15 protein-coding genes are annotated in these 24,849 nt (G+C 29.7%); 2 read left to right on the forward strand and 13 right to left on the reverse strand.

Going from position 1 to position 24,849, the window contains the following annotated elements:
- Positions 1 to 166 precede the first annotated feature (166 nt).
- Positions 167 to 2,968 (forward strand): dockerin type I domain-containing protein, encoded by a 2,802-nt coding sequence (locus tag H9661_RS13720; protein ID WP_191769377.1) that lies wholly within the window; start codon positions 167 to 169, stop codon positions 2,966 to 2,968.
- Positions 2,969 to 3,030: 62 nt separating this feature from the next.
- Here the strand turns inward: H9661_RS13720 and cls are convergent, their stop codons facing one another.
- From cls to H9661_RS13785, 13 genes are all read right to left on the reverse strand, one after another.
- Positions 3,031 to 4,566, reverse strand: a complete 1,536-nt coding sequence (gene cls, locus H9661_RS13725; protein ID WP_143318363.1) for a cardiolipin synthase — start codon at positions 4,564 to 4,566, stop codon at positions 3,031 to 3,033.
- 67 nt (positions 4,567 to 4,633) lie between these two features.
- Positions 4,634 to 6,511, reverse strand: a complete 1,878-nt coding sequence (locus H9661_RS13730; RefSeq protein WP_191769380.1) for an N-acetylmuramoyl-L-alanine amidase — start codon at positions 6,509 to 6,511, stop codon at positions 4,634 to 4,636.
- A 215-nt stretch (positions 6,512 to 6,726) separates the two neighbouring features.
- Complete coding sequence (gene hydG / locus H9661_RS13735; RefSeq protein ID WP_143318361.1) at positions 6,727 to 8,103, reverse strand: [FeFe] hydrogenase H-cluster radical SAM maturase HydG; 1,377 nt, start codon at positions 8,101 to 8,103, stop codon at positions 6,727 to 6,729.
- Positions 8,103 to 9,155: a [FeFe] hydrogenase H-cluster radical SAM maturase HydE gene (gene hydE / locus H9661_RS13740; RefSeq protein WP_143318370.1), complete on the reverse strand. Its 1,053-nt coding sequence runs from the start codon at positions 9,153 to 9,155 to the stop codon at positions 8,103 to 8,105. Before hydE ends, hydG begins: the two co-directional genes overlap by 1 nt.
- 10 nt (positions 9,156 to 9,165) lie before the next feature.
- Entirely contained in the window at positions 9,166 to 9,414 is a 249-nt protein-coding gene (locus H9661_RS13745) for a TM1266 family iron-only hydrogenase system putative regulator (RefSeq protein WP_143318360.1), read from the reverse strand.
- 257 nt (positions 9,415 to 9,671) lie between these two features.
- The gene (locus tag H9661_RS13750) at positions 9,672 to 10,970 is read right to left on the reverse strand and encodes an MFS transporter (RefSeq protein ID WP_143318359.1); all 1,299 of its coding nucleotides are present in this window, start codon (positions 10,968 to 10,970) and stop codon (positions 9,672 to 9,674) included.
- An 11-nt stretch (positions 10,971 to 10,981) separates the two neighbouring features.
- Positions 10,982 to 12,286, reverse strand: coding sequence for an alkaline phosphatase family protein (locus H9661_RS13755; RefSeq protein WP_143318358.1), 1,305 nt, complete (start codon positions 12,284 to 12,286; stop codon positions 10,982 to 10,984).
- Between the two features lie 81 nt (positions 12,287 to 12,367).
- Entirely contained in the window at positions 12,368 to 14,308 is a 1,941-nt protein-coding gene (locus tag H9661_RS13760; RefSeq protein ID WP_143318357.1) for a GTP-binding protein, read from the reverse strand.
- Between the two features lies 1 nt (position 14,309).
- Positions 14,310 to 15,254, reverse strand: a complete 945-nt coding sequence (locus H9661_RS13765) for a TRM11 family SAM-dependent methyltransferase (protein WP_143318356.1) — start codon at positions 15,252 to 15,254, stop codon at positions 14,310 to 14,312.
- A 137-nt stretch (positions 15,255 to 15,391) separates the two neighbouring features.
- On the reverse strand, positions 15,392 to 15,814 hold the full coding sequence (locus tag H9661_RS13770) for a UDP-N-acetylglucosamine pyrophosphorylase (RefSeq protein ID WP_143318355.1): 423 nt from the start codon (positions 15,812 to 15,814) through the stop codon (positions 15,392 to 15,394).
- 70 nt (positions 15,815 to 15,884) lie between these two features.
- On the reverse strand, positions 15,885 to 16,919 hold the full coding sequence (locus tag H9661_RS13775; protein ID WP_143318354.1) for a M42 family metallopeptidase: 1,035 nt from the start codon (positions 16,917 to 16,919) through the stop codon (positions 15,885 to 15,887).
- Positions 16,920 to 17,081: 162 nt separating this feature from the next.
- Entirely contained in the window at positions 17,082 to 17,858 is a 777-nt protein-coding gene (locus H9661_RS13780; RefSeq protein ID WP_143318353.1) for an HD domain-containing protein, read from the reverse strand.
- Between the two features lie 184 nt (positions 17,859 to 18,042).
- A complete protein-coding gene (locus H9661_RS13785) occupies positions 18,043 to 24,045 on the reverse strand; it encodes an L-type lectin-domain containing protein (protein WP_191769383.1) in 6,003 nt (2,000 codons plus the stop codon).
- Between the two features lie 368 nt (positions 24,046 to 24,413).
- Here H9661_RS13785 and H9661_RS13790 point away from each other — a divergent pair, with 368 nt between their 5' ends.
- Positions 24,414 to 24,773, forward strand: a complete 360-nt coding sequence (locus H9661_RS13790; RefSeq protein WP_143318351.1) for a P-II family nitrogen regulator — start codon at positions 24,414 to 24,416, stop codon at positions 24,771 to 24,773.
- Positions 24,774 to 24,849: the final 76 nt, after the last annotated feature.

The raw sequence follows: 24,849 nt of genomic DNA on the forward strand, positions 1-24,849 counted from the left end.
AAACTAATTAAATTCATATCGTCATTTATTTTAATAAAGTTATTTATATTTGTGTTTTTTTTACTTTATATTTACTTTATTACATTTTCTGCATTACAATGAATACTATACATAATATTTTACAAATATGTATAAAAACATAAACTAGGAGAGGGGTTTAATAATTATGCTATTAAATTCAAAGAAAGTAAAAAGTTTGTGCACCTTTGGCCTAACGCTTGCCTTAATGTGCTCAAATATACCAGCTGTTTCAGCAAAAGATTTCCAAGATGGAGAGACAAATGAATACATAGGCGGGCTAAAAGGTCCTTCAGTAGAAGAAGAAAATTGGATCAAAGAAAATATGATTGAAACAAAAAGCGTTCTTCCAAACAAATCTGCCATAGAAAGAATTAACAAATCTAGAGAGAGCAAGGGTTTAAATCCAAAAACTAACCTCAAAACTGCAAATTTTGGACAAGAAGTAAGCCCAGCAGATTCATCAGATAAAACTACTCTCTCTGAAAGTAATTTATCTATAGCTGCATATACTGATGGCAACTCTTTATCTACTGACACTCTTACATCTTCTGATTTTCCAGTATCTGTAGATAACTCAACATCTAAGTATTATCCTGGTGAAGAAACTCAAGGGTCAATTGGTTCTTGTTCTGCAATGTCATCAACTTATTATCAAGCTAGTTATATGACAGCTTTAGCTAGAAATTGGGATTTAAAATCAGATAAAAATTATTCAAAAAAACTTTCTCCAAAATGGACTTATAATTTTATAAACTCCGGTATGGATGAAGGATCAAACACATCAGAAGCATATACCCTTTTAAAAGAACAAGGAGCAGCTACATGGAATGACTTTCCATATGATGGGCACGGTTCTGTTTCAAAAAATTATCTTGAATGGGCTGGAAACCCAAAGGTTTGGGAAAATGCAGCAAATAACAGAATTGATAAAACTGGAGTTGTAAGAATATGGGATGAGACAAACACTCCTGTAAAAAGTGAAACTGATTCTAATTTAGATAATATTAAAAAACTTTTACTAAATGGATACATTCTAGTAATTAATTATTCTAGTGCTAGTACTAAAATGACAAAAATATCAAATAACACAGATTCAACTGCCGATGATGCTTATGTTGGAGAAACTATATCTTATATGGTTAATGGTTCTAAAGGAGGGCATGGACAAGCTATTGTTGGATATAATGATGCTATTTGGACAGATATAGATGGTGATGGAAGTGTAGATCCTGGCGAAAAAGGTGCATTTAAACTTCAAGGTGGCACTTGGATAAGCTATGATGCTTTAAATACTGTATCTGCAGTGCCAGGTCTCCCAGCTGATAAGAACAGAACTAATTGTTTTTGGTATAATAACTCAGCATTTTGGTTAACAGCAAGAACTTCATATACACCTAAATTGCTTGGTGAAGTAACTATTAACCATGCAAAAAGAGATCAATTACAATATCAAATAGGTTATTCAGAAACAACTTCAAGTGACCCAACTATAACTTGGACTCCTAATATATTAAATAAAGAAAATGGAGCCGTCTCATTTAACGGCACTGATGGTGCAGCTTATGGTACAGTTGTAATAGACTATACTAACCTTATGGAACTTAATAGTAACATAAATTTCAGTGATAAGACTAAGAGATGGTATATGAGAATTACAGATAAAACTGCTGATGACAATGCTGCTGTAATTAAAGATTTTAGACTAGTAGATCCAGCAACAGGCTATATAACTTATTATAATGGCCCATCCAGCACTATAGATAATTCAACTGTAACCTTAAGTATTGACTACGCATTAGGAACTCCAAAACCTTCTGTAGCTCCCCCAACTTTCAGTATTAATCCAGGCACATATAAGTATGCAAAGAATTTGACAATAACTACCGAAACACCAAATGCAACTATAAGATATACTACGAATGGGGAAACTCCTACTACATCTTCTGCCGCTTATGAAGGACCTATAAGTGTTTATGGCAACATGTATTTTAGAGCAGCATTAGAAGTAGATGGTAAAATCGTGGAAAATACTATGACAAATGCTTATTACAATGCAGGACATAAGATTGGTGATGTAAATGGTGATGGTGAACTAAATGTTTTAGATGCAATGTATATAAATAAATACATTGCTAAAACAATAACCAACTTTCCTGTAAGTGACGGTATATCTATTGCTGATGTAAATGCTGATGGCGTTATAGATTCAACTGATAGCAATTTAGCAGGATCGGACAATACAGATTCTCTAAAAAAATATATAAATACTCATCTAGTTGGAGATGTTAACGATGATGAAAGAATAGATAATACTGATGTACTTCTTATAAACAAATATTTAACCAAAGGAACAGCTTTACCTGTTGATAATGCCTTATGGGCAGCTGATGTAAATGGAGATAATGCCATAACCTCCGCTGATGCTGATTTAATAACCCAATTTTCTGAAGGAACTATTTCCATTTTTCCTAAAGCTCATCATATTTACAAATTAGGTGATGTAAATGGTGATGGTAAAATAAATGTTTTAGATATAGCACACATGCAAAAATACATTACCGGAGCAATACCTACCTTAAATGTGCCAGATGATTTATGGACAGGGGATCTAAATGGAGATTGCGTAATAGACTCTTCAGACTTGGCTATACTTAAAAAATTTGTTTTAAGTTATGATGGATCACATTATATTCAAAAAGAAAGAATTGTTCATAATATTGGAGATGCATATGGTGAGAATGAAATAAGTTTATCAACTTATGCTCTTATACAAAGAATTGCACGTGGAACAGATAGTGAATATCCTTGTACTGATATTTTATGGACTTGTGATGTAAATGGGGATGGTATAATAGATGCATCGGATGCTTCACTAGTACGAGAATATCTATTTGCACAAAGAACAACCTTCCCCAAAAGCTCAATGACTCCTATTACAGTTTCTTAATATGCTAATTTATATCTAAAATAAAAAATCTCTAAAGCATTTATTTGCTTTAGAGATTTTTCTTACATCAGAGGTGCCAATAATTTTAATATTGATCTAAGAAATCTATTAGACCATTTTATCTTTTTTGTATCCTCTAAAGTAATTCTTTGGCTTATTTCTAACATATTTAAATAGTCTTTCTTAATTTGCATAACTGATTTAGTTTTATATAAAAACACACCACATTCAAAGTGTAAATAAAGACTTCGATAATCAAGATTAATCGTACCTACTGTTCCTACTGAATCATCTGATACAAATGTTTTTGAATGAATGAAACCTGGTGTATACTCATATATTTTTATCCCAGCCATAATAAGTTGAGCGTAATATGCTCTTGTTACAATATGGGCATACCATTTATCTTCAATGTGTGGAGTTAATATTCTAACATCAACTCCACTTTTAGCTGCTAATGTTAAAGCTGTTATTAACTCATTATCAATAATCAAATAAGGTGTACTTATATAAACATATTCCTTTGCTTTATTTATTATATTTAAATAAACATTCTCCCCTACTAATTCATCATCGTAAGGACTATCCCCATATGGCTGTACAAAACCATCATCTATAAACTCATCCTCTACATGAACTTCTGGTCTATATTTTTCATAATCGATCTCTTCTTTAGTTATAAACTTCCACACCTGTAAAAACATCATGGTAAAGCTCCATACTGCATCCCCTTTAATCATTACAGCTGCATCTTTCCAGTGACCAAATCTCACTATTTCATTTATATATTCATCAGCTATATTAATTCCACCAGTAAATGCAGTATGTCCATCTATAACTGTGATTTTTCTATGATCTCTATTATTCATTACTGAAGACAAAACTGGTACTAATTGATTAAATACAACTGTTTTAATGCCAAGCTTCCCAAGTTCTTCATAATATTTATTTGGCAGTGTTTTTATGCAACCAATATCATCATATATTATTCTTACATCAACACCTTCTTTAACTTTTTCAATTAATATTTCAAGTATCGTATTCCACATATTACCTGTGTGAATTATAAAGTATTCCATGAATATATAATGTTTTGCTTTTCTTAATTCGCATATTAATTTTTCATAAAAATCTTCTCCTGGTGAAAGATATTCAGAAGATGTTCTTTTATATATTGGAAAAGTAGATAAATTATTTATGTATTTAATTTGATTTGCTATAGATTTATCTGTAGCTTCAATTTCCTTTATTATGTTTTCATCTTGATTAAGCAAATCTACAATTTCATAATTAGTAGATTCGATTTGCTTTTTTAATATCCTACCAATTTTATTTCCACCAAACAATAAATATAATAATCCTCCAAAGACCGGAACTAAAAGCACTGGTACTGCCCAAGCTAACTTATATGATGGATTATCTGTTCTACTTATTATGTAGATCATTATTAATAAACTTAGTATGATAGAAAAAACATATAAATATATAAAAGATTCACTAAGTTTTATTACTCCTAATGCTAAAATAGTCAACTGCAAAATCAACAAAGCTCCTGTAATGACTATTCTACCAAATAGTACTTCTAATACTTTTCTCATTATATTTCCCCTATGCATAGTATAATATTTGCCTCTATTATAACATAAAGAAATTAAAAACCGTTATTTACTCTATAGAATTTTCAATTCCTTTAACTATGGACTTAGCTAGCTCCGCCTGATAATCATTGTTTATTATTTTATTAAAAGATACTGGATTATCAATGTAACCAACTTCAACTAAAACCGAAGGATTCTCTCTTTCTAGAGTTACTGTATAATAATTGTATTTACTTCCTCTATTATATTCTCCTTTATTTTCTTTAAAAAGAACATTATTGTAACATTCTGCTAGACTTTCATTTATATTTTTAGAATAGCTTTCAGAATATGGAGTAAAATAATAGCTTTCAGTTGCATTATATTTTCCGGAACCACCTGAATTATTATGAATTGAAAGATACAGATCAGCATCATTTTCTCTAGCCTTACCTCCTCTTTCCTTTAATGGATAGGCAGTATTTTCTGTATCTAATCTTATAACATTTGCTCCCTTTTCCTTTAACTGTCCTTCAATTAGCTTTGACATTTGTACATTTATTATATTCTCATTTATATGATTGAATCCTAATGCACCAGGATCCAACTTGCTATTTTCTATTAATCCATGTCCTGGATCTAAAACAATTGTCATATCTTTTAATGACTTCTTCTTATTTTTGAATTTAAATATAAGATTTCCCTCTTCATCGTAATAAGCCCTATGACCAATATACCTATCTTTTAATTTTAGACTCAAATATTTTTCATTATTCGAAACACTTGCTTCTTTAATTAAAGGATTATCTTCTAAATTAATTTCATCATTAATGCTATTAGCATAATCAAAGTAAATTTTCATTTCATCTAAATCATAATTATCTATACTATAATCTTGATTTTTAATGTCTTTAAATCCTGCATTTTCCGCTTTAAATGTATATGGCGCCTTGGAGCTTTCTTTTATTTTTAGTATTGTACTATTATTCTCCTCATATATTGATATATTTGATATCTCATTACCATTATTCACTTTGGTAACAGCCAAATCCATATCTTCAGCTTTAATTCTCTTATTTGAGGCTAGATTATAGTACTCTTTGTCATCTATTATAACCTTTGATGTTATATAATCCTCAGTTCCCTTTGCTAAAGGATAAACTTCATTTAACGGAACAACTGAAGTTGTTTTACTATCATAAACAAGGGCACTTTCTTTATTAATTATTCCGTATTTTTTTTCTCTTTCTTTAGTATTTAGTACTACTTCTCCCCCCTCTTTACTTTCTTCTTTCCCTTCAAAAGAACTATGTATTACAATATGACCTAAGCTGGTCTTACTATTTACTTCTTCCGTAAGTAAATCTCCTGTAAAGGTTGCGTATGTAGTTCCTCTAGCTGAAATATATTCATCTGACTCTACCTGATTAAACTCTATACGCTTTCCATTAAGCTCTGCATATGCTTTTGATCCACTATATAATTTAGCTGTTATTGTTATTTTTGTGCCACCTTCAACGCTTAAAATTTTTGCTGGAGTAATTGAATCTATAATCTGAAATTTCCTAATCACCTCATAATTTACAACTTTATCTCCTAAAGTAAATTGAAATGAATTAATTCCAATCTTCAATGGCACTTCTTTTACAAAGTTTCCTGTATAATATACTTGAATATTTTCATTATTTAACTTTAACTCTTTATTTGGATCTGACATTCCTAGAAAAGTTATATGCTCTTCACTTGTGCTTGTTTTTCTCTCAAGAGGTCTTACTATTTCTATGTCATTTTCTAATGGTTTAATTACCAACTTATCTTTAACTTCTGTTACTTCTGAAATATCAGCACTTGCGACTTTAGCTTCTTTATCATCTTTCCCTTTTATAGTTAATACTAAAAGAAAAGCTGCTACACAAAAACAAAGAAAGGCAATAACTAATATTCTTTTATCTTTGATGTATTTCATTTAAACACCCCCAACATAGTTTACCAAAAAAGTATATAAAATAATATGTTTTTCTATATTGCTTACAAACAGAATTTATACTTATTATTTCCATTAATTTAGTCTAAATACATGAAAAAAGTGATGGAATTATAACCACCACTTTTTTATATAATTATTTTCAAAAAACAAATTTATTTATATTTGATGTTTTGGTGTACTATTCATTAGTTCTACTAAACATATAAATCTCTTGTTCCATTTTTAAGCTTTTCTAAATTTTCTAGGAACATTTCTCTAATATCATCTCTTTTTATATCTTTAGCAAGTGTTCTAACTAACTTTTCAGCCTTTTCTTTAAATTCGTCATCTCCATAATCTAAAGCATATTCCATTAATGTTGACATAGCATTAGGTTCACATACATATTGGATGTTACCTGACTTTGCTAGTCTCATAAATCTTTCGCCAGTTCTACCTTTTCTATAACAAGCAGTACAATAACTTGGTATATATCCATCATCTATAAGTTCATTTAATATTTCAATAGGACTTCTTTCGTCACTTGTCTTAAACTGAGGAACTTCATTACCTTCTTCTCTTTCTTTATATCCACCAACACCAGTACTAGAACCAGCACTCATTTGAGATATTCCATACCTTAATAATTCTCTTCTCATATCTGCATCTTCTCTAGTAGATATAATCATTCCTGTAAATGGTACTGCGATTCTAATTATAGCAACTAACTTTTTAAACAACTCGTCATCTACTAAATGTGGGAATTGTTTTAATGAAACCCCCTTTGCTGGTCTAAGTCTTGGAACAGATATTGTGTGGAAACCTACCCCATACTTTTCTTCAAGATGTTCATTATGAATCATAAGTCCTAGAACTTCAAACTTAGGATCAGCGAGTCCAAATAAAACCCCTGCTCCAACATCATCGATTCCAGCTTCCATCGCTCTATCAAAAGCTGTTAAATGATATTCGTAGTCATTTTTCATACAATTTGGATGCATTTTTTTATAACTTGGTTCATGATAAGTTTCTTGGAATAAGATATATGTTCCTATACCAGCTTCCTTAAGCATCTTATATTCTTCAACAGTTGTTGCTGCTATATTTACATTTACTCTTCTAATCTCACCGTTATCTCTTTGAGTATTATAAATTGTCTTAAGTGTTTCTAGAACATATTCGATTGGAGCATTAACTGGATCTTCTCCAAGTTCTAGCGCAAGTCTTTTATGTCCCATTTTTTCTAAAATCCTTACTTCTTCAGCTACTTCTTCTTGTGTAAGCTTTCTTCTTTTAAACGTATTACAGCTATGATAACCACAATAAACACAGTTATTTACGCAATAGTCACTTACATATAATGGAGCAAATAATACTATTCTCTTTCCATAAATATCTTTCTTTATCTGTCCAGCAATTTCATACATCTTTTTTAGCTGATCTTTATCTTCAACTTGAAGCAAAACTGCTATATCTTTATGATTTAATCCTTCTCTCTTTTCTGCTTTATCTAGGACAGCTTGGACGTCTTCTGCTGTTGCCAATTTTGATTCTTCTAATAAATTTTCTATATATTTTTCATTAATAAACATTACATTTCTCTCCTCTGCCACTTAATATTGTCACCTCTTGTAACTTCTACTTCAAATCCTGACCTATTAATTCTTCCTTCAATGCAATTTCTACATTCAGCTGCTTCATCACCTGTACATATTTTCCCATCGTATAAGGCATATTTATCTCTAACTCTTGTTGGAGATAAATTAGGCATAACTACATTTCCTCCAGCTTTAAGTCCTTGCTCCCTTCCTAGTGGATGAACACTTCCCAATGCTGTAGTTGCCGGCAACAATACATTTGGTAATAATAATCTTATTATACCGAGTAAAGTAGTTGTTGCTTCTAATGTGCCTCCTTCTTCCTTTCCAAGTGGAGTATCTTTTTGAGGAATAAAAGGACCTATTCCGCACATTTCAGGATCTAATTCTTTTATATACAATAAATCTTTAACTAAATCTTCATTGGTCTGGTTAGGCAGCCCAACCATAAAACCTGCTCCTATTTGATATCCTATCTTCTTTAAATCACTTAAACATTTTCTTCTATTTTCAAAGCTGGCACCTGGATGAAGATTTTCATAAAGCTCCTTTGAAGCAGTTTCATGTCTTAAAAGATATCTATCCGCTCCAGCTTTAAACATCTTTTCATAGGATTCATAACTTCTTTCTCCTAGAGATAAAGTAATAGCATTATTAGGATACTTTGCTTTGATACTTTTAATAATGTCTATCATCACTTCATCTGTAAAATAAGGATCTTCACCGCCTTGAAGAACATAAGTCTTATAACCTAACCTGTCACCTATATCCGCGCATTCTAAGATATCTTCTTTAGTTAGTCTATATCTATCAGCTTTAGCATTCTTTGCCCTAATACCGCAATACATACAATTTCTCACGCAGTAATTAGTGAACTCTATTAAGCCTCTTAAGTATACCTTTTTTCCATAAACCCTTAATCTAATTTCATTTGATTTTTCTATTAGATATTTTTTAGAATCATCATCTATATTATTTAGTACAAATAGTAATTCCTCTTCTGTTGCATTATTAGTTTTGTAAAGCTTATCTATAATTCCATAAATATCCAAAAGGTTAAACCTCCTTCTTTGCAATTGATGTCTTTACTGTTACACCTTTAACATTTCCAAGTTTACCTGTTAGACTATTAATATCATCTAAATCTCCTGTTACTGTTAGAGAAATAACTGAAATACCTTCCTCAAAAGGAATTCCCATACGGCCCCTAACACTTCCTCTAAAATCTGCGACTATCTCATTAAATTTGCTCTGACAGTCTCTTGGTTCTTCTAATATGGCACTTATTACTGCTATTTTACTCATTTTTACCTCCTAGAACTCAAAAAGAGGACTCCTAATCTTACAAAGGAGACCTCTTAAATTTATACACAAAATACAAACCTAGTTTGCCTAGGCTAATTATCTCATTAAATTTGATCTCTTCCAGATTAGATTCTTCTTTTCTGTTAGAAAATATACATAATTCTTGCTCTTCTTTAAAGAATCTTCTCTAAAGAAAAGCTTTGTTTGATTATAACATAAATAGAATTAAAATAATAGATTAAATCTTATTATTGATGTTAGCATTTTTCTAATTTATTGTTAATAGCTACCATATCTGAATCCTTTGAATGTTCGGTATTGCATTCAACTTGACTTAATATAACTCCACCTATTAAAAATAATATTACCAAGCTTATTAATCCTTTATTTGTTTCACCTGTAACTTGAGTTACTATTCCCACTAAAGCTGGCCCCATTATTGCTGCAAATTTTCCAAAGATATTATAAAACCCAAAAAACTCATTTGATTTACTCTTAGGCACTAGTTTTGCAAAATAGCTTCTGGATATAGCTTGAATTCCCCCTTGAGCAGAGCCAACTGCCATAGCTAAAATCCAAAAATCCAAAGCTGTTTTTATAAAATATGCATATATGCAAATTGTGGTGTAAGTTATTATTCCAACAAAAAGCATTTTTTTAGTTCCAACCTTTTTAGCTAGCTTTCCATAAATAAGAGTAAAAGGTACTGCTACAAATTGTGTTAATAATAGTATTATAAGTAACGAAGTCATAGAAATACCTAAATCAGTTCCATAAGAAGTTGCCATATTTATTATGGTATCTACTCCATCTATATAGAAAAAATATGCAATCAAGAAAATAAATATGTTTTTATGACTTTTTATATTTTTAAAAGTTTCAATAATTCTTTTAAAAGAATTAACAACTATCTTAGGTTCTTTTTCAATATAGTATTTTTGATTAACATTTTTAAGTAATGGCAAAGTGAATATTCCCCACCATAGAGCTGTAATTAGAAATGTAATTTTACAAGACAAAGAAAGTGAAAACGGGATTACTTCTTTTTGAGAAAGTAACACTATAATTATAGAAATTACAAATGGTATGGTGCTACCTACATAACCAAGAGCAAAACCTGAAGCTGATACCTTATCCATTCTGCTTTCATCAGTAACATCTACTAAAAATGAATCATAAAAAATATTTGCACCTGAAAAACCTACCACAGTAAAAGCATACATAATGAGTAAAATTAATGGTTTATCTGAGGGAACCATAGCTAAACATAATGTTGAAATTACTCCTAGAGTAAAAAATAATTTAAAGAAATTCTTCTTATATCCCTTATAGTCAGCTATAGCTCCAAGTATTGGAGCAAGAATTGATACAATTAGAGTTGATATAGATACTGCATAGCCCCAGTACGCAGTTGAATCTGTTAAAGGAACTCCGCCTTCTTGGGCTGCTAATTTGAAATAGATCGGCAATATAGTTGAGGTTATTATCATAGAATAAGCAGAGTTTCCCCAATCATAAAAGGCCCAGCTTTTTTCTTCCTTGTTTAAGCTTTTCATACTTTCACTCCTTATAATTCAAGGATTTCTTCTACTACTTCTCCGTCAGTGTCTTTAAGGTCTACTCCTAAAATCCTCGCTAGTGTTGGTCCGTGATTTATTAGTTTTCCTTCTTTAACAACTATTCCTTTTTTAAAATCTTTACCTCTACCTATGAAAAATGTACCATAGTTCTCCTTTTTAGGAGAATAACCATGTATACCTCTATATCTATGCGGTACAATTCCCACTTCATCTTCCTTTATTTCCTCCAATACATCTCCTAAAATATCATCAACAAAATAAAAGCCTCTGCTTCCTTCTAACATGAAGCTCGCATTAATATCTGCCCCTACTTTCTCTATTTCATCATCTTTTAAAATAAATTCAATAGGTTTTTCTTTCATTTTTACAACATCTTCCAGGAGGTTTTCTACTTCTCTTTTAACATCTAAATCTTTAGGATTATTTAAATATATATATGCAGATCCATCTAAACTTTTGCAAATTGCCTTATAAGACTTAAACTTCCCATCTTTAGTACATGTAATTAACCCTTGCTCTCTAAACAAAGAATTTAATTTAATTATTTTATTTGCATCTATTGCACTATGATCCCCTAATGCTATTATGTTAGTTTCATCATAAATACCTTTATTCTTTAGGATTTTAATTATTTCCCCTAATCTAATATCATGCCTAACTATCCCATCCATAGCTTCTCTACTTTTATAGCCATAATGGTGTCTATTTGTATCAACATCAGTAAAATGAATTAGCATAAGATCTGGTGTATATTCTTCAATAACATATTTAGCTGATTCTATTACAAAGTTGTCAAGAGCAGGTTGTGAAATGCCTTTTCTAAGATGACCAAATTTTTTGTTTAATTTAAGTTGAAATAGTAAAGATCCTGAAGTTCCTGACTGAATATATTGATTATGATAAGGCTTTGTTTTAAATATTTCAGTAAGGTTATAGTCTATTTTGCTTTTACCTGTTACCGGCCACAAAAGCGAACATACCTTAAGCCCATTTTCTTTTGCTAAGTCATATATTGTTTCACCTTTTATATACTTTCTATACCAGTACCAATTAGGGCTAAAATCCCCTTTTTTAAATATAGTATTATCAACTATTCCATGGTTTTTAGGATATTTTCCAGTTACTATAGTTGCATGTGCTGGGTAAGTTAGCGTTGGATAAATAGATTCAACATCTTTAATTAAAGAGCCTTCTTCCATTAACCTTTTAAAATTCGGCAATTTCTTCATTATAGCTAAGTCATCTGAAGAAACAGCGTCAAAAGAAATTATTATCATATACTTACCTTTCATTTTTTCATCTCCTTAATTCTTATCTTAACCAAACTTTGTTAAATCCAATTGATGCCTTATTAAATGCATTTTAAATCTATGTTAAGTTATAATTTCACAATGCATTTTCTCATCAGCCATATCCCATTTTACTAAATAACCTTCACCTTTTGAGCAAAATATCGAAGTAGACGTATATTCTATATCACTATTTTTATCATAATTAAATTCCTCTATTACTTCGCTTTCATCATGGCAAACATCATATCCATCAAATACCAAATTAATAGTTCCTTTACCTTTGGTAAAAGCAACTATTTCGCTACTATAATCCATAAAAGTTTTAACAGGACCTCTTCCCATAATAGTAACTATACCTTCATTAATTTCATAAGGTTCAAAGCTTCCCTTATATTTTTGTATATCAGATAATACTCTTCCGATATGCTCATCTTTAACTACAATCTTAAACTTATAATATGGTTCTAAAAGTATATTATTTGCCTTTTCTAAGCCTTGTCTTAATGCTCTAAAAGTAGCTTCCCTGAAATCACCACCACTAGTATGTTTTAAATGCGCTCTCCCTGTTAATAGAGTAATTTTCACATCAGTTAGAGAAGATCCTGTTAAAATGCCGTGATGCTCTCTTTCAAATATATGAGTCTTAATGAGGTTTTGATGACCAATATTTAAGTCATCTGCTTTACATTTGTTTTGGAAATGTATACCAGTATTTCTCTTTCCTGGCTCCAGTTTTAAATGCACCTCAGCATAGTGTCTTAATGGCTCAAAATGACCACTACCTATAACAGTTGTAGTTATAGTTTCTTTATATAAAATTTTACAAGGTCCAAATTCAATATTTAAGCTAAATCTATCCTTTAACACTTCTTTTAATACCTCTAATTGAATTTTGCCCATAATATTTATATGTATTTCTTGTAGTTTTTCATTCCATATAACATTTAATGCAGGATCTTCTTCATCTAATATTTTAAATACAGCAAGTACATCCTTTACATTTAATGCTTTATCATATATAACCTTTGAAGTTAAGGTTGGAACCATTTCATAAGTAATATCTTCATTTATATCTCCTATTCCTTGACCTGCTGAAACTTCTGTAAGACCTGTTACCGCAAATACATCGCCAGCACTAATGCTCTCCTGTATTACGCCTTTATTTCCGTTAAAAATCTTAATTGAAGTAACTTTATTTGTATTCCCTTCAAAAGTAAATTCATCTCTAACCTTTAACCTCCCACCTAATGATTTAATAAAAGTTATTCTATTACCCTTTTCATCATATCTAATTTTGTATACTCTACCCTTAAAATTACCTTCTTCACTATATTTTGTAATAGTAAGACTCTCTAAAGCTTCTAAAAACTCTGAAATACCTATGTCTTGAAGTGCAGATCCTTCAAAACATGGAAATGCCTTTTCATCTTTAATCAATTTTTTAAATAACTCTAAAAGTTCATCTTTCTCTATTGAACCCTCTAAATATTTTTCAAGGAACTTTTCATCCTTTTCACATAAAAATTCAACTACATTCTCATTTTCTAAAAAATCACCTTCTAAAAAGCAAACATCCTTAGTAAAGTTTCTTTTAATTTCATCTAATACCCTATCTCTATCATATCCAACTCTATCCATCTTATTAATAAAAAAGAAGGTTGGTATATTATATTTTCTAAGTAAATTCCAAACTGTTTCAGTATGTCCTTCTATTCCCTCTACTCCACTTACTATAACTATGGCATAATCCATTATTGCAATAGCTCTTTCCATCTCAGAAGAAAAATCTACATGCCCTGGAGTATCTACTAAATAATATGTAGAACTACCTAATTTAAAGGTAGCTTGTTCAGAAAAAATTGTTATTCCTCTCTCTCTTTCAATACTGTTGCTATCCAAAAAAGAATTTTTATGATCAACCCTTCCAAGGCTTCTTATAGAATTAGTATGATAGAGAATTTCCTCAGAAAATGTTGTTTTGCCAGCATCAACATGAGCAAGAATTCCTATTGTTTTTTTCATCTTAATCACCTATTTCACAAACTGTAATGTATCGTATAAACTTATTTTTATTTACCTTGCATTTATCTACAATCTTAAATCCAGCAGCCTTAAGTTCTTTATCCATATTTTTTATAGTTACAATAACTAATTTTTTAGCAAATCTAGCAACAGACCTAATTAATTCATTTTGTTTTTCATCTGTTGTAGGTGTAAATATACCATAAGGCATATCTATTATAGCAACATCAAAATTCTCTTTAATAGTGTGCATATCCTTTTCTTCAACTACATTTTCAAATCCAAAAAACTTTAGATTTTTCTTTGCATTATCAGCTATTTGACTATTAATTTCATAACCTTTAATGTTTATTCCAATATCTAATGCTTCTATAATTACTGTACCAACTCCACAGCAAGGATCTACTACCTTTAAATTAAAATCATTTCCTACCGCTACATTCACTAATGATTTTGCTAGCTTTAATCCTAAAGAATTTGAATAAGTATATGGCTTTCTGTCATGTATGTGCCATTTAAAGTCATTCTTTTCATACTTCCCTAATATCCATCTATCCTTAATTTTTGAGATTCCAACTATAACTTTAGGTTCATGAATATTAGGTTCTCCTGTTATGACATAACCTATTTCACTTACACTTCTAAGCCTTTCTTTATAATCAACATCTTCATCTCCTGACTTTAAATATATAACTTTAAAATCATCTAAAGATAGCTTAGTATCTACTACCTGCTTCACTAAAGATTCTAAAGAGTTTCCTGAAAAAATAATTGATATTTTTTCTTTTATAAAAGGACTTCTTGAAGGATTAGTATCTATATTAGATACTATATACCTCTTCTTTTCTGGAACAAAATTAAATATATATTTCATCTCTAAGTCACATAACTCTTTATCACTGGCACTGTTATAATTTATTACATAAAAGTATTCTTTACTCTCCATTGTTTCCTCCTAATATATCTCCATATTAATATATAGAAATAACTATAGATATTATCACAAAAAATATTGGATTAATCAAACTTAACACAAAAGAAGTTTAATTAATCCAATAAAACTAAAATATCTATAGTCACATTTTAACCTATTATATTCATAATATCTTCAGCCTTAGCTTTAATTGTAAACACAATACTATCGTCTATTTTTAAAGTGCACTCACTTTCATTTATCTTAACTTGATTTAATCCTATACCGTTTTTAGGTATTTCTCTATATTTTGCTGGTTCAACTTTTACATTAAACTTTTTCTCTGGTCCTCCCGTAAGCTTAATCATTGACCCTTCAGAATTTTCATCCTTAAGCTTAATGCTCACTATATTATCAAATTTTGCACTAAGTCCAGGTCTGTACTCCTTAGGAATAGACACTATTATAGCTTCACCTACCATTGTCATCCAACCACCACTTAAATTAGCCTTTATAAGCATCTTTAACCCGCAATCTTCTTCAATTTTCTTAAGTGCCTTGCCTAATTCTAATATAGTTAATTTATACTCCATATAGTTCACCTCTTTGTATAATGAATTATACATTATATATTTTCAAAATAAAAGTGAATATAGTCAACTTTTATTTTGATAAATAACTTATTAATAATTTTAATGTATTTTCAATTGAATCTATGTGAGTTCTTTCATAGTGATGAGTTGCATCTACCCCTGGTCCTATGCATGCCACTTCAAAATCTCTACCTTGTGTAACTGCTACACTAGCATCTGTTGCATATCTATAATGTACATCAATTTTATAATCTATAGATTCTTTTTTAGCAAGCTTAACTAATTTATTTTTTATTGTACTTGAATAAGGAGTAATTCTATCCTTAGCCACTATAGTAACACTATGTTCATCTGAATTATGCTCTCCTCCAACTGTGCCAACATCAAGAGCTATAAATTCAGTAACTTTGTCTGGAACCACTGAAATTCCATGTCCAATTTCTTCATAGTTACTTATATATAATAACAAGGTGTTCTTTGGCCTCAGATTATTATCCTTAAAATATTTACAAAGAGATATTAATATAGCTATGCAAGCTTTGTCATCTAAGTGTCTTGACTTAATAAATCCATTTTTAGTAAATACTGTTCTTGACTCAAAAGAAACAAAGTCTCCAACTGAAATACCCAATGCTTCTGTTTCTTCTTTTGTAGAAGTATTTTCATCTATTCTAACCTCCATAGTTTCCTCTGTTCTTTTTTGTTCTCTAGCTTCATCACCAAAAATATGAACAGATGCTTTTGTAGGCAAAATAGTTCCGGTAAATTTCTCTCCTTCACTTGTAGTAATAATAACATTTTCGCCTTCTACTGCCCCCCAAGAAAAACCGCCAATATTAGATAGCTTTAATCTACCATTTGGCTTAATAGCACTAACTATAGCACCTAGTGTGTCTATGTGAGCAGATATAATCTTTTGATTTCTAGCATCTTGTCCATGTATTACTCCAATTATAGCTCCCTTTTTCGTCCAGTTAACCTCTATATCTAACTTTTGAAAATAATCATTTATTTTATTCATAGCTAGGATTGTATCTCCTGCTGGACTGCTAATAGATAAAATTTCCTTAATAACTTCCTTTGTGTAATTCATATCAATTTTCATATTTTCGCCCCTCTATTTTGCTTATTGCTTTTTTATTTAATAGTAGATATGTTATCACAAACAGAGGCTAATTTCTACAAAAATATAAATCACTAACAAATGCAAGTTTATTCAACTTTTTCTATATTTTATTAAGTATTTTCTCTCAATACGTTTATAATTTTATTTGAAGTTTTTAATATATTGTTCTAAGTATCTATAAAGTTCATTAATTTCTTCATTTTTAGGCAAGCAATTAATTAAACTTTCCAAAACCTTTTTCTCCTTAATATAATTTAAAGAAAAACTATAATTTAAATCTAATACCCAACCTAATTCATATATTTTTCTATCATTATAATTTTTTAATACATTATTATTAATCCTTCTGCCTAAAAAGATTTCCTGTATCAATTCTTTATTATAGCCTTCTGTAAAAGGTAAATTATCTATAGCTGGATTAGGTTTATTCTCTCTTTCTTTTTCATATTCTATAATCACCCTATAAATATCTAGTTTATCTGCATCTCTAATTAATTTGCAGAATAAAGCATTCTCTTTATCTAAATTCTTTGGAAGTTCTTTTGCATTGTGTAGACTTATAGCCTTAATTATAACTTCCTTTATATTTTCATCTAAATTTTCTAAAACCTTATTTTCTTTTAATACCTTAATACCAAGCGTAGCATGATTTTCTGAAAGATAATCTTTAAATGTCTTATACTTTTTAAATTGTTCAAACCTACCTATATCGTGAAATAAACCTATTATTTCTGCAATATTCACCTGTTCTTCTGTTAAACTTAAGGATTTTGCAATATTTACAGCATGCTCTGAAACCTTTAAAGTGTGTTTCTCCTTTAGTTCAATGTTTTGATTAACAACACTATCATTTCCATAAAAACTTTTTACATAACTATTAAACCAATTATAATATTCTTTAACCAATATACTTTTCATCTAAATCTCCTTAATAATACTTTGTTCCAAATTACATTAGTTACATTTTAATTCATTTATTTATTTTTTACCATACTTTTACTTAATTAAAGTTACTGACTTATTACTTTTTCAGCTCACAAAGACAAGCACAGCAAAAGAGAGTTTCTCAAAATAAATTCAAGAAACTCTCTTAATTATACTGTTAAATTGTTTTAACCTTTGAAGTTATATTTCTTATTAGATGTTGATTATAACCTGCACCTGTTGATGCTGATATTCCTATAAAAATTTGTTTATCAAGTTTTATTCCTTTATACTCTAACTCCAACTGATTATCGATATATATTTGTATATTATCTGAAACGTATTCTATTCTTACTGAATGCCAAACATTATCATCTACACGCATATCAGCCTTATAAGCTAAATGATTTGCCACAGAATCCTTGATAATTGCAACATGCTTACATCCTGGATCAAATTCATTTACATAAGAATCAAATTCAACTCCATAAGTTCCAGGTCCATTAAAATTTAAATCTCCTCCCTGGCCACCAAAGTTACCTTTCTTTGGTGCTAAATTTACAACTAATCCATCAGCGCCACCATGGCTATCCCCACGTCCACCACCAATGCAGTATTCAAAATTTAATATGAATCCATTAGTAGTATCAATTGAATTATCGCACCATATTCCTCCGCTTTGCCAAGTAGCTAATGGTGTAAGTTGAATATAATCAGCTACTTTTTTAGTAGTTCCAAACCCTGAATAAGCTGGTTCTTCTGCTGTTACAATATCTATAGATGCTTGTAATACTTTTATCTTATTAGATAAATTATCATCTTTAAATTTAATTATGTCTCCCTTTAATATTGCATCATTTACTTTAACTAAGTTAGCTTCAGTAACACCTTTTATTCCTATTGTTACAAAGTCTTCTAATGTTCCTTTACCATTTTTAACTTTAATATATGAGTTGTTAACATTTATTATTACTTGAATATCTATTAATAGTTTTGCAGGCTCTGTATATTTTTTCCCCTTAATATCTGCATTTACATAAATTAAATTATCTACTGTTACATCTTTAATTCCTAAGTAATAATAATCATCAAGTGTTGCTTCTCCATTATTAACTCTAATTAAAGTTTGTATTAAAAGAGCTGAATCAGTTATATATCCTTGAATCTCTTCAACAGTTTTACAACCTTTTCTTGCTACTCCATCATTTATAAAGATTAAGTTCTCACCTGTTACTCCTGTAATATTTACTAATGTATAATCTTCTAATGCTCCATGTCCTGATACTATTCTATCAAAAGCTTGGTGATATTTAACAACATTATTAACTTGAGCTGTAACTTCTCCTACACTCATGAAGTGTTTTCCTTTTAATGCCTCATTAACATAAAATATATTGTCAATATTAACTTCAACTAGCCCTAGTAATTGATAATCTTCTACTGTTGCCTTTCCATCATTCATTTTGCCTAATGATATATATATTGCTACTTCATTATCAACTGCTACCTTTACTTCTGAAACTGTTAAATACTTCTTTCCCTTAACTTGTTCATTAATAAAATCTATATTATTTTCTGTAACACCAGAAATTCCTAATTTTACATAATCATCTATCGTAGCTTTCCCATAATTTATTCTTATCAATATGTCTACTGAGCTTAAAACCTTATTTATAACTGTTTGCACTTCCGATGGATAATTACACACTTTTCCTTGTAATTCTGCATTTACATATATTAAATTATCTACTGTAACCCCGCTTGTACCAATAAATACATAATCATCTACAGTTCCTTCTCCTGCATTTATTTTTCCTAAAGCATTTCTTATGTTTATTACCATGTTAATTCTTACTTGTATATCTTTTAGATTCATATAATTCTTATCTTTTAAATCTATATTTACATAAATCAAATTATCTACTGTTACTCCTACAGCTCCTATAAGAACATAATCATCTATTGTAGCTTCCCCTATATTTATCTTGATTAATGCATTATATACATTTACAACATTAATAGCTTTTACTTTTGCTTCTTCTACTGTAAGTAGTTTTCCACCTTTTAATTCTCCATTAACATATCCTAAGTTATCTACAGTAACTTCAACTATTCCAAGTAAAGTGTAGTCATCTATTGTTCCTTCTCCTGCATCTATCCTTCCTAAAGCTACATAAACCTTATTACTAACATTAATTCTAGCTTGGATTTCTGCTGAAGTAACATAATTTTTACCTTTTAAATCTGCATTTACATATATTAAATTATCTACTGTTACACCTGTTATTCCAAGAACTGTATAATCAGCTAAAGTTGCTTCTCCTGCATTTACTCTTACAAATGAAGCATATAAATTAGCTATAACATTTACTCTTGCTTGAATATCTAGATGAGTTCTTGCACCTCTCCCTTTTAAATCTGCATTTACATATATTAAGTTATCTACCGTTACTCCTTTTATATTAATAAACGCATAATCATCAACAGTTGCCTCTCCTGCATTTATTCTTCCAAGAATAGCAGTTACTTTTAAGTCTAATTCATATTGAGCTACTATAGTCTTAACTTTTGTTTTTACCTCATCGTAAGTTCCAAGACCAAGTCCCTTAATATTACTATTTACATATATTAAGTTATCTACTGTTACGCCTACAGCACCAACAACATTATAATCATCTAAAGTACCTTCTCCGGCATTAATTCTTATTAAAGCATTATAGATATTGATATTAACTTCTACTCTAGCCTTAATTTCTGTAGCTGTTAGATAGTTCTTACCTTTTAAGTCTGCATTTACATATATTAAGTTGTCTACAGTTACTCCAATAGCTCCCATAAGTTCATAATCTACTACAGTGCCTTCTCCCGCATTGATTCTTGTAAATGAAGGATAAAGCTTTACTACTATATCTATTCTAGCTTGTACATCTGTAAGTACTGTGTACTTTCTTCCTTTTAGATCTGCATTAATGTAAGGTAAGTTATCCACTGTTACTCCATTAGCTCCTATTAATATATAATCATCTACTTGTGCTGTATCAGCGCCTATTCTTACATATGCATCAAACAATTTAACTAACACATCAACCTTAGCTTGTACATCTGCTGTTACAAAGAAGTTATTTCCTCTAACATTCAAGTTTACATATGCTAAATTATCTACTGTAATTCCCACAACACCTATTGTATTGTAATCATCTACTGTTCCTTCTCCAGCATTAATTCTTACAAATGAATTGTACATCTTAACTATTACATCTACCTTAGCTTGTACATCTGCTAACACAAAATAACTACTACCCTTAACATTTAAGTTTACATATGCTAAGTTTTTTACAGTTACTCCTACAACACCTATAAGTTTATAATCATCAAGAGTTGCTTCTCCTGTATTAACTTTTACAAATGAATTATACATATTAACTATTACATCCACCTTAGCTTGTACATCTGCTAACACAAAATAACTACTACCCTTAACATTTAAGTTTACATATGCTAAGTTTTCTGCAGTTACTCCTACAACACCTATAAGTTTATAATCATCGAGAGTTGCTTCTCCTGCATTAATTCTTACAAATGCATCATAAACTTTAACTAATACATTTACTCTTAATTGAATATCTGTAGAAGTCACATATCCTTTTCCTTTTAAGTCTGCATTAATATATGTTAAATTATCTACTGTTACACCAACTACACCAATATAAGCATAATCCTCTACTGCTGCTTGGCCTAAATTAATGTTTTCATAAATCTTATTAATTTTTAATATGGATTCATATATTTCTACTACTATATCTACTCTAGCTTGCAAAGTATCAACTGTTACAAACTTCTTTCCTCTAACATGCGCATTTACATATGCTAAGTTTTGTATAGTTACGCCAGTTATTCCTATAAATTGATAATCTTCTACTGTTGCAATTCCTAAGTTTACTTTTTCAAATATGCCTTTAAATTTTATAGCTGTTTCTACGGCTACTTTAATTTCTGCTACAGTTAAGTAACCCTTACCTACTACCTGTCCATTTACATATGCTAAATTTATATCATTTACTACTGTTATTCCTATAGCTGTATAATCATCAACTGTAGCTGTTCCAGCATCAATTCTTTCTATTACTGCTGTAAACTTAACTACTACATCAATTTTCACTTGAATTTCTGGCAATGTTTTTAGATTCTTACCTTTTAATTCAGCATTTACATAAACTAAATTATCTACTGTTACACCAACAGCACCTATTGTAGCATAATCATCAATTGTTGCTGTACCATTATTTATATTTTCTATAGCAACTCTTACTTTTATCACTACATCGATTTTAGCTTGAACTTCTACTAAAGTAAAATATCCTTTATCAGTTAATTCTACATTTATATAGTTTAAAAGATCTACTCTAGATATAACTGCTCCTATAAGCTCGTAGTCATCCAAAGTTCCTGCCCCTAAATTAATTCTTAGATATGCATCATATACTTTAATTAATTTCTGAACCTTAACTGTAATCTCTTCTAAAGTCTTATAATTGTTACCTTTTATATTGTCGTTAATAAATTTTATATTAACATCAGTAACAACTGTTATTCCTAAAAGAGTATAATCCTCTATAGTAGCTGCTCCATTATTTATAGCTTCTATCGCTTTAAACTTCTTTAACGAAGCTGTAACTATATCCTTTATCTCTGCTTTAGTCAAATCACTCTTCTTATTATCTCTTGCTTCTTTAATATCAGCTCTTACAAATTCAATATTATTTTCTGTTACGCCTTCTATTTTTAAAGTACCATAATCAGCTATGCTATCAATACCTTGATTTATGTTCTTTATAGCTTTATTAAAAACATCTATATTATCTTGAACTTTCTTTAATGTCTTATAGTCCTTACCTTTTAACTCTTCGTTTAAATCTTGTAAATTACTATCATTTACTCCTGTTGCTCCAATATAATTATAATCATCTAATGTTGCAGTACCTGAATTTATAGCATCAAAGAAGTCTATTAATCTTACAGCCTCATCAACTGCATCTGCTATTTCTAGCTTTGTTAATTCAGCTCCTTTTATTTGTTTCTTTTCTGCAATAACTGCTCTTACTGCTTCAAGATTACTTTGATTAACTCCATCTATTCCTAAGATTTCGTAATCTTTTTCTGCTTCTATGCCAGCATTTATTTTTCTTAATGGTTCTACTATGGTATTTATCATTCCTATTTCGTCAGTTAGCTTAATCCACTTCTTACCACGCATCCATAAATTCACATCCTGTAAATTTATATTATTTACATTTACTACTCCTATATAAGTATAATCTAGAACAGTAGCCTTTCCTTGACTAATAAAATCCAATATAGCATTAATCTTATTAACTGCTTTTGTTGCTACATCACTTATTTCTGATTTTGTTAAATCTCCAGCTTTTTGTACTTTAACACTTGCTATCTCTTTTCTTATTAATGGAACATAATCTTCTTCAACACTATTTATTTGTAATGTTTTATAATCATTTGCAGTTTCTATTCCATTATTAATGTTTTGTATAGCTTGTACTATTCTATTCACTGCATCTTTTAATGTATTTATATTTGTAAATCCTTGTCCTTTTAACCATTCGTTTATGTCCTTTAAATTTGAATCGTTCACTACAGTTATTTCTAGAAATTTATATTCATCTACTGTAGCTCCTCCTAAGTTAATTTTATCTAAAACAGTAGTTATGTTCTTTAACCCATTTGATACTGTTGTAGATATATCCTCTCTTGTTAAGTTAGATCCTTTTTTCACCTTCTCATCCTGAATTAATTTTTTAATAATGTTCAAATTATCAGATTTTACTTTTCTTATTTTTAATAACGTATAATCTGATAAATCTTCCACTCCATCATTAATCCTTTGGAGAGCCTTGTCTTCTTCTGTTAATTTCCCATCTTCTGTTGCTGCAACTGCTGAAACATTACTTGTAGCTACATTATTTACCACATAGTTTGTTTCAAACAATTTATTTTTTTCATTTGTATTCTTTTCTTTCGTTGCAGTTATTGTTTTTGCAGCTTCTGAATTATTAACTAATTTATTTTCTTCTGCTGCATAGGTATACACCTTAGGTACATTAATTAGCAAAGCTAAAGATAATGTAACTACACTTGTCCTAAGAATGTACTTAACCAGTTTAATCATTTTTCCCACCTCCATCTATATTGTACCATTTTATAGTATATTATGTAAATTATGAAGAAATTACACAGAAACAAATCACCTTTTGACTATAATATAGTTGTAATTTTTTAATATTTTTAAAAAATTATTAATACTTAAAACAAAATATATAGCCACAATTTTTCAAAGTAAAAAAGAAAATTATTACAAAGGATTTTAAATAGAAATATACGTATTTTTCTATTTAAAATAAAGTAAAACCCCCTGTGAACCTGTATTTAAAATTATCTATCTTAAAAAAACAAAAAGTTCAAACTTGAGTCTTTCCTAACATATTAAGGAAGCTTATAATGTAGTTAGTAAAACTTTTATAAAGGGGCGATTTTTATATGGATAAAATCACTAAAATTGATATTATAACAAATCCAAGTAAGTTTGATGAATTAAAAGAAGAACTAAGCAAGATAGGAATAGAAGGAATGACAGTTTCTAATGTTTTAGGTTGTGGAGTACAAAAGGGACATAAAGAATATTATAGAGGTGTGACTGTCGATATAAACTTATTGCCAAAAATAAAAATTGAAATTGTAGTATATGAAGTTCCTGTAGATTTGGTTATACAGGCAGCAAAAAAGGTACTTAAAACAGGCAATATAGGTGATGGTAAAATCTTTGTTTATGATGTACAAAATGTAATAAGAATTAGTACTGACGAAGAAGGAAAAGCTGCACTTCAAAATTATAAATAGAATCGAGTAGGAGGTAGATAATTATTTTATCTACCGACCTCTCACACCACCGTACGTACCGTTCGGTATACGGCGG

Origin of the sequence: Clostridium cibarium, assembly GCF_014836335.1 — a bacterium.
In the GTDB taxonomy this organism is placed as follows: Bacteria; Bacillota; Clostridia; order Clostridiales; family Clostridiaceae; genus Clostridium; species Clostridium cibarium.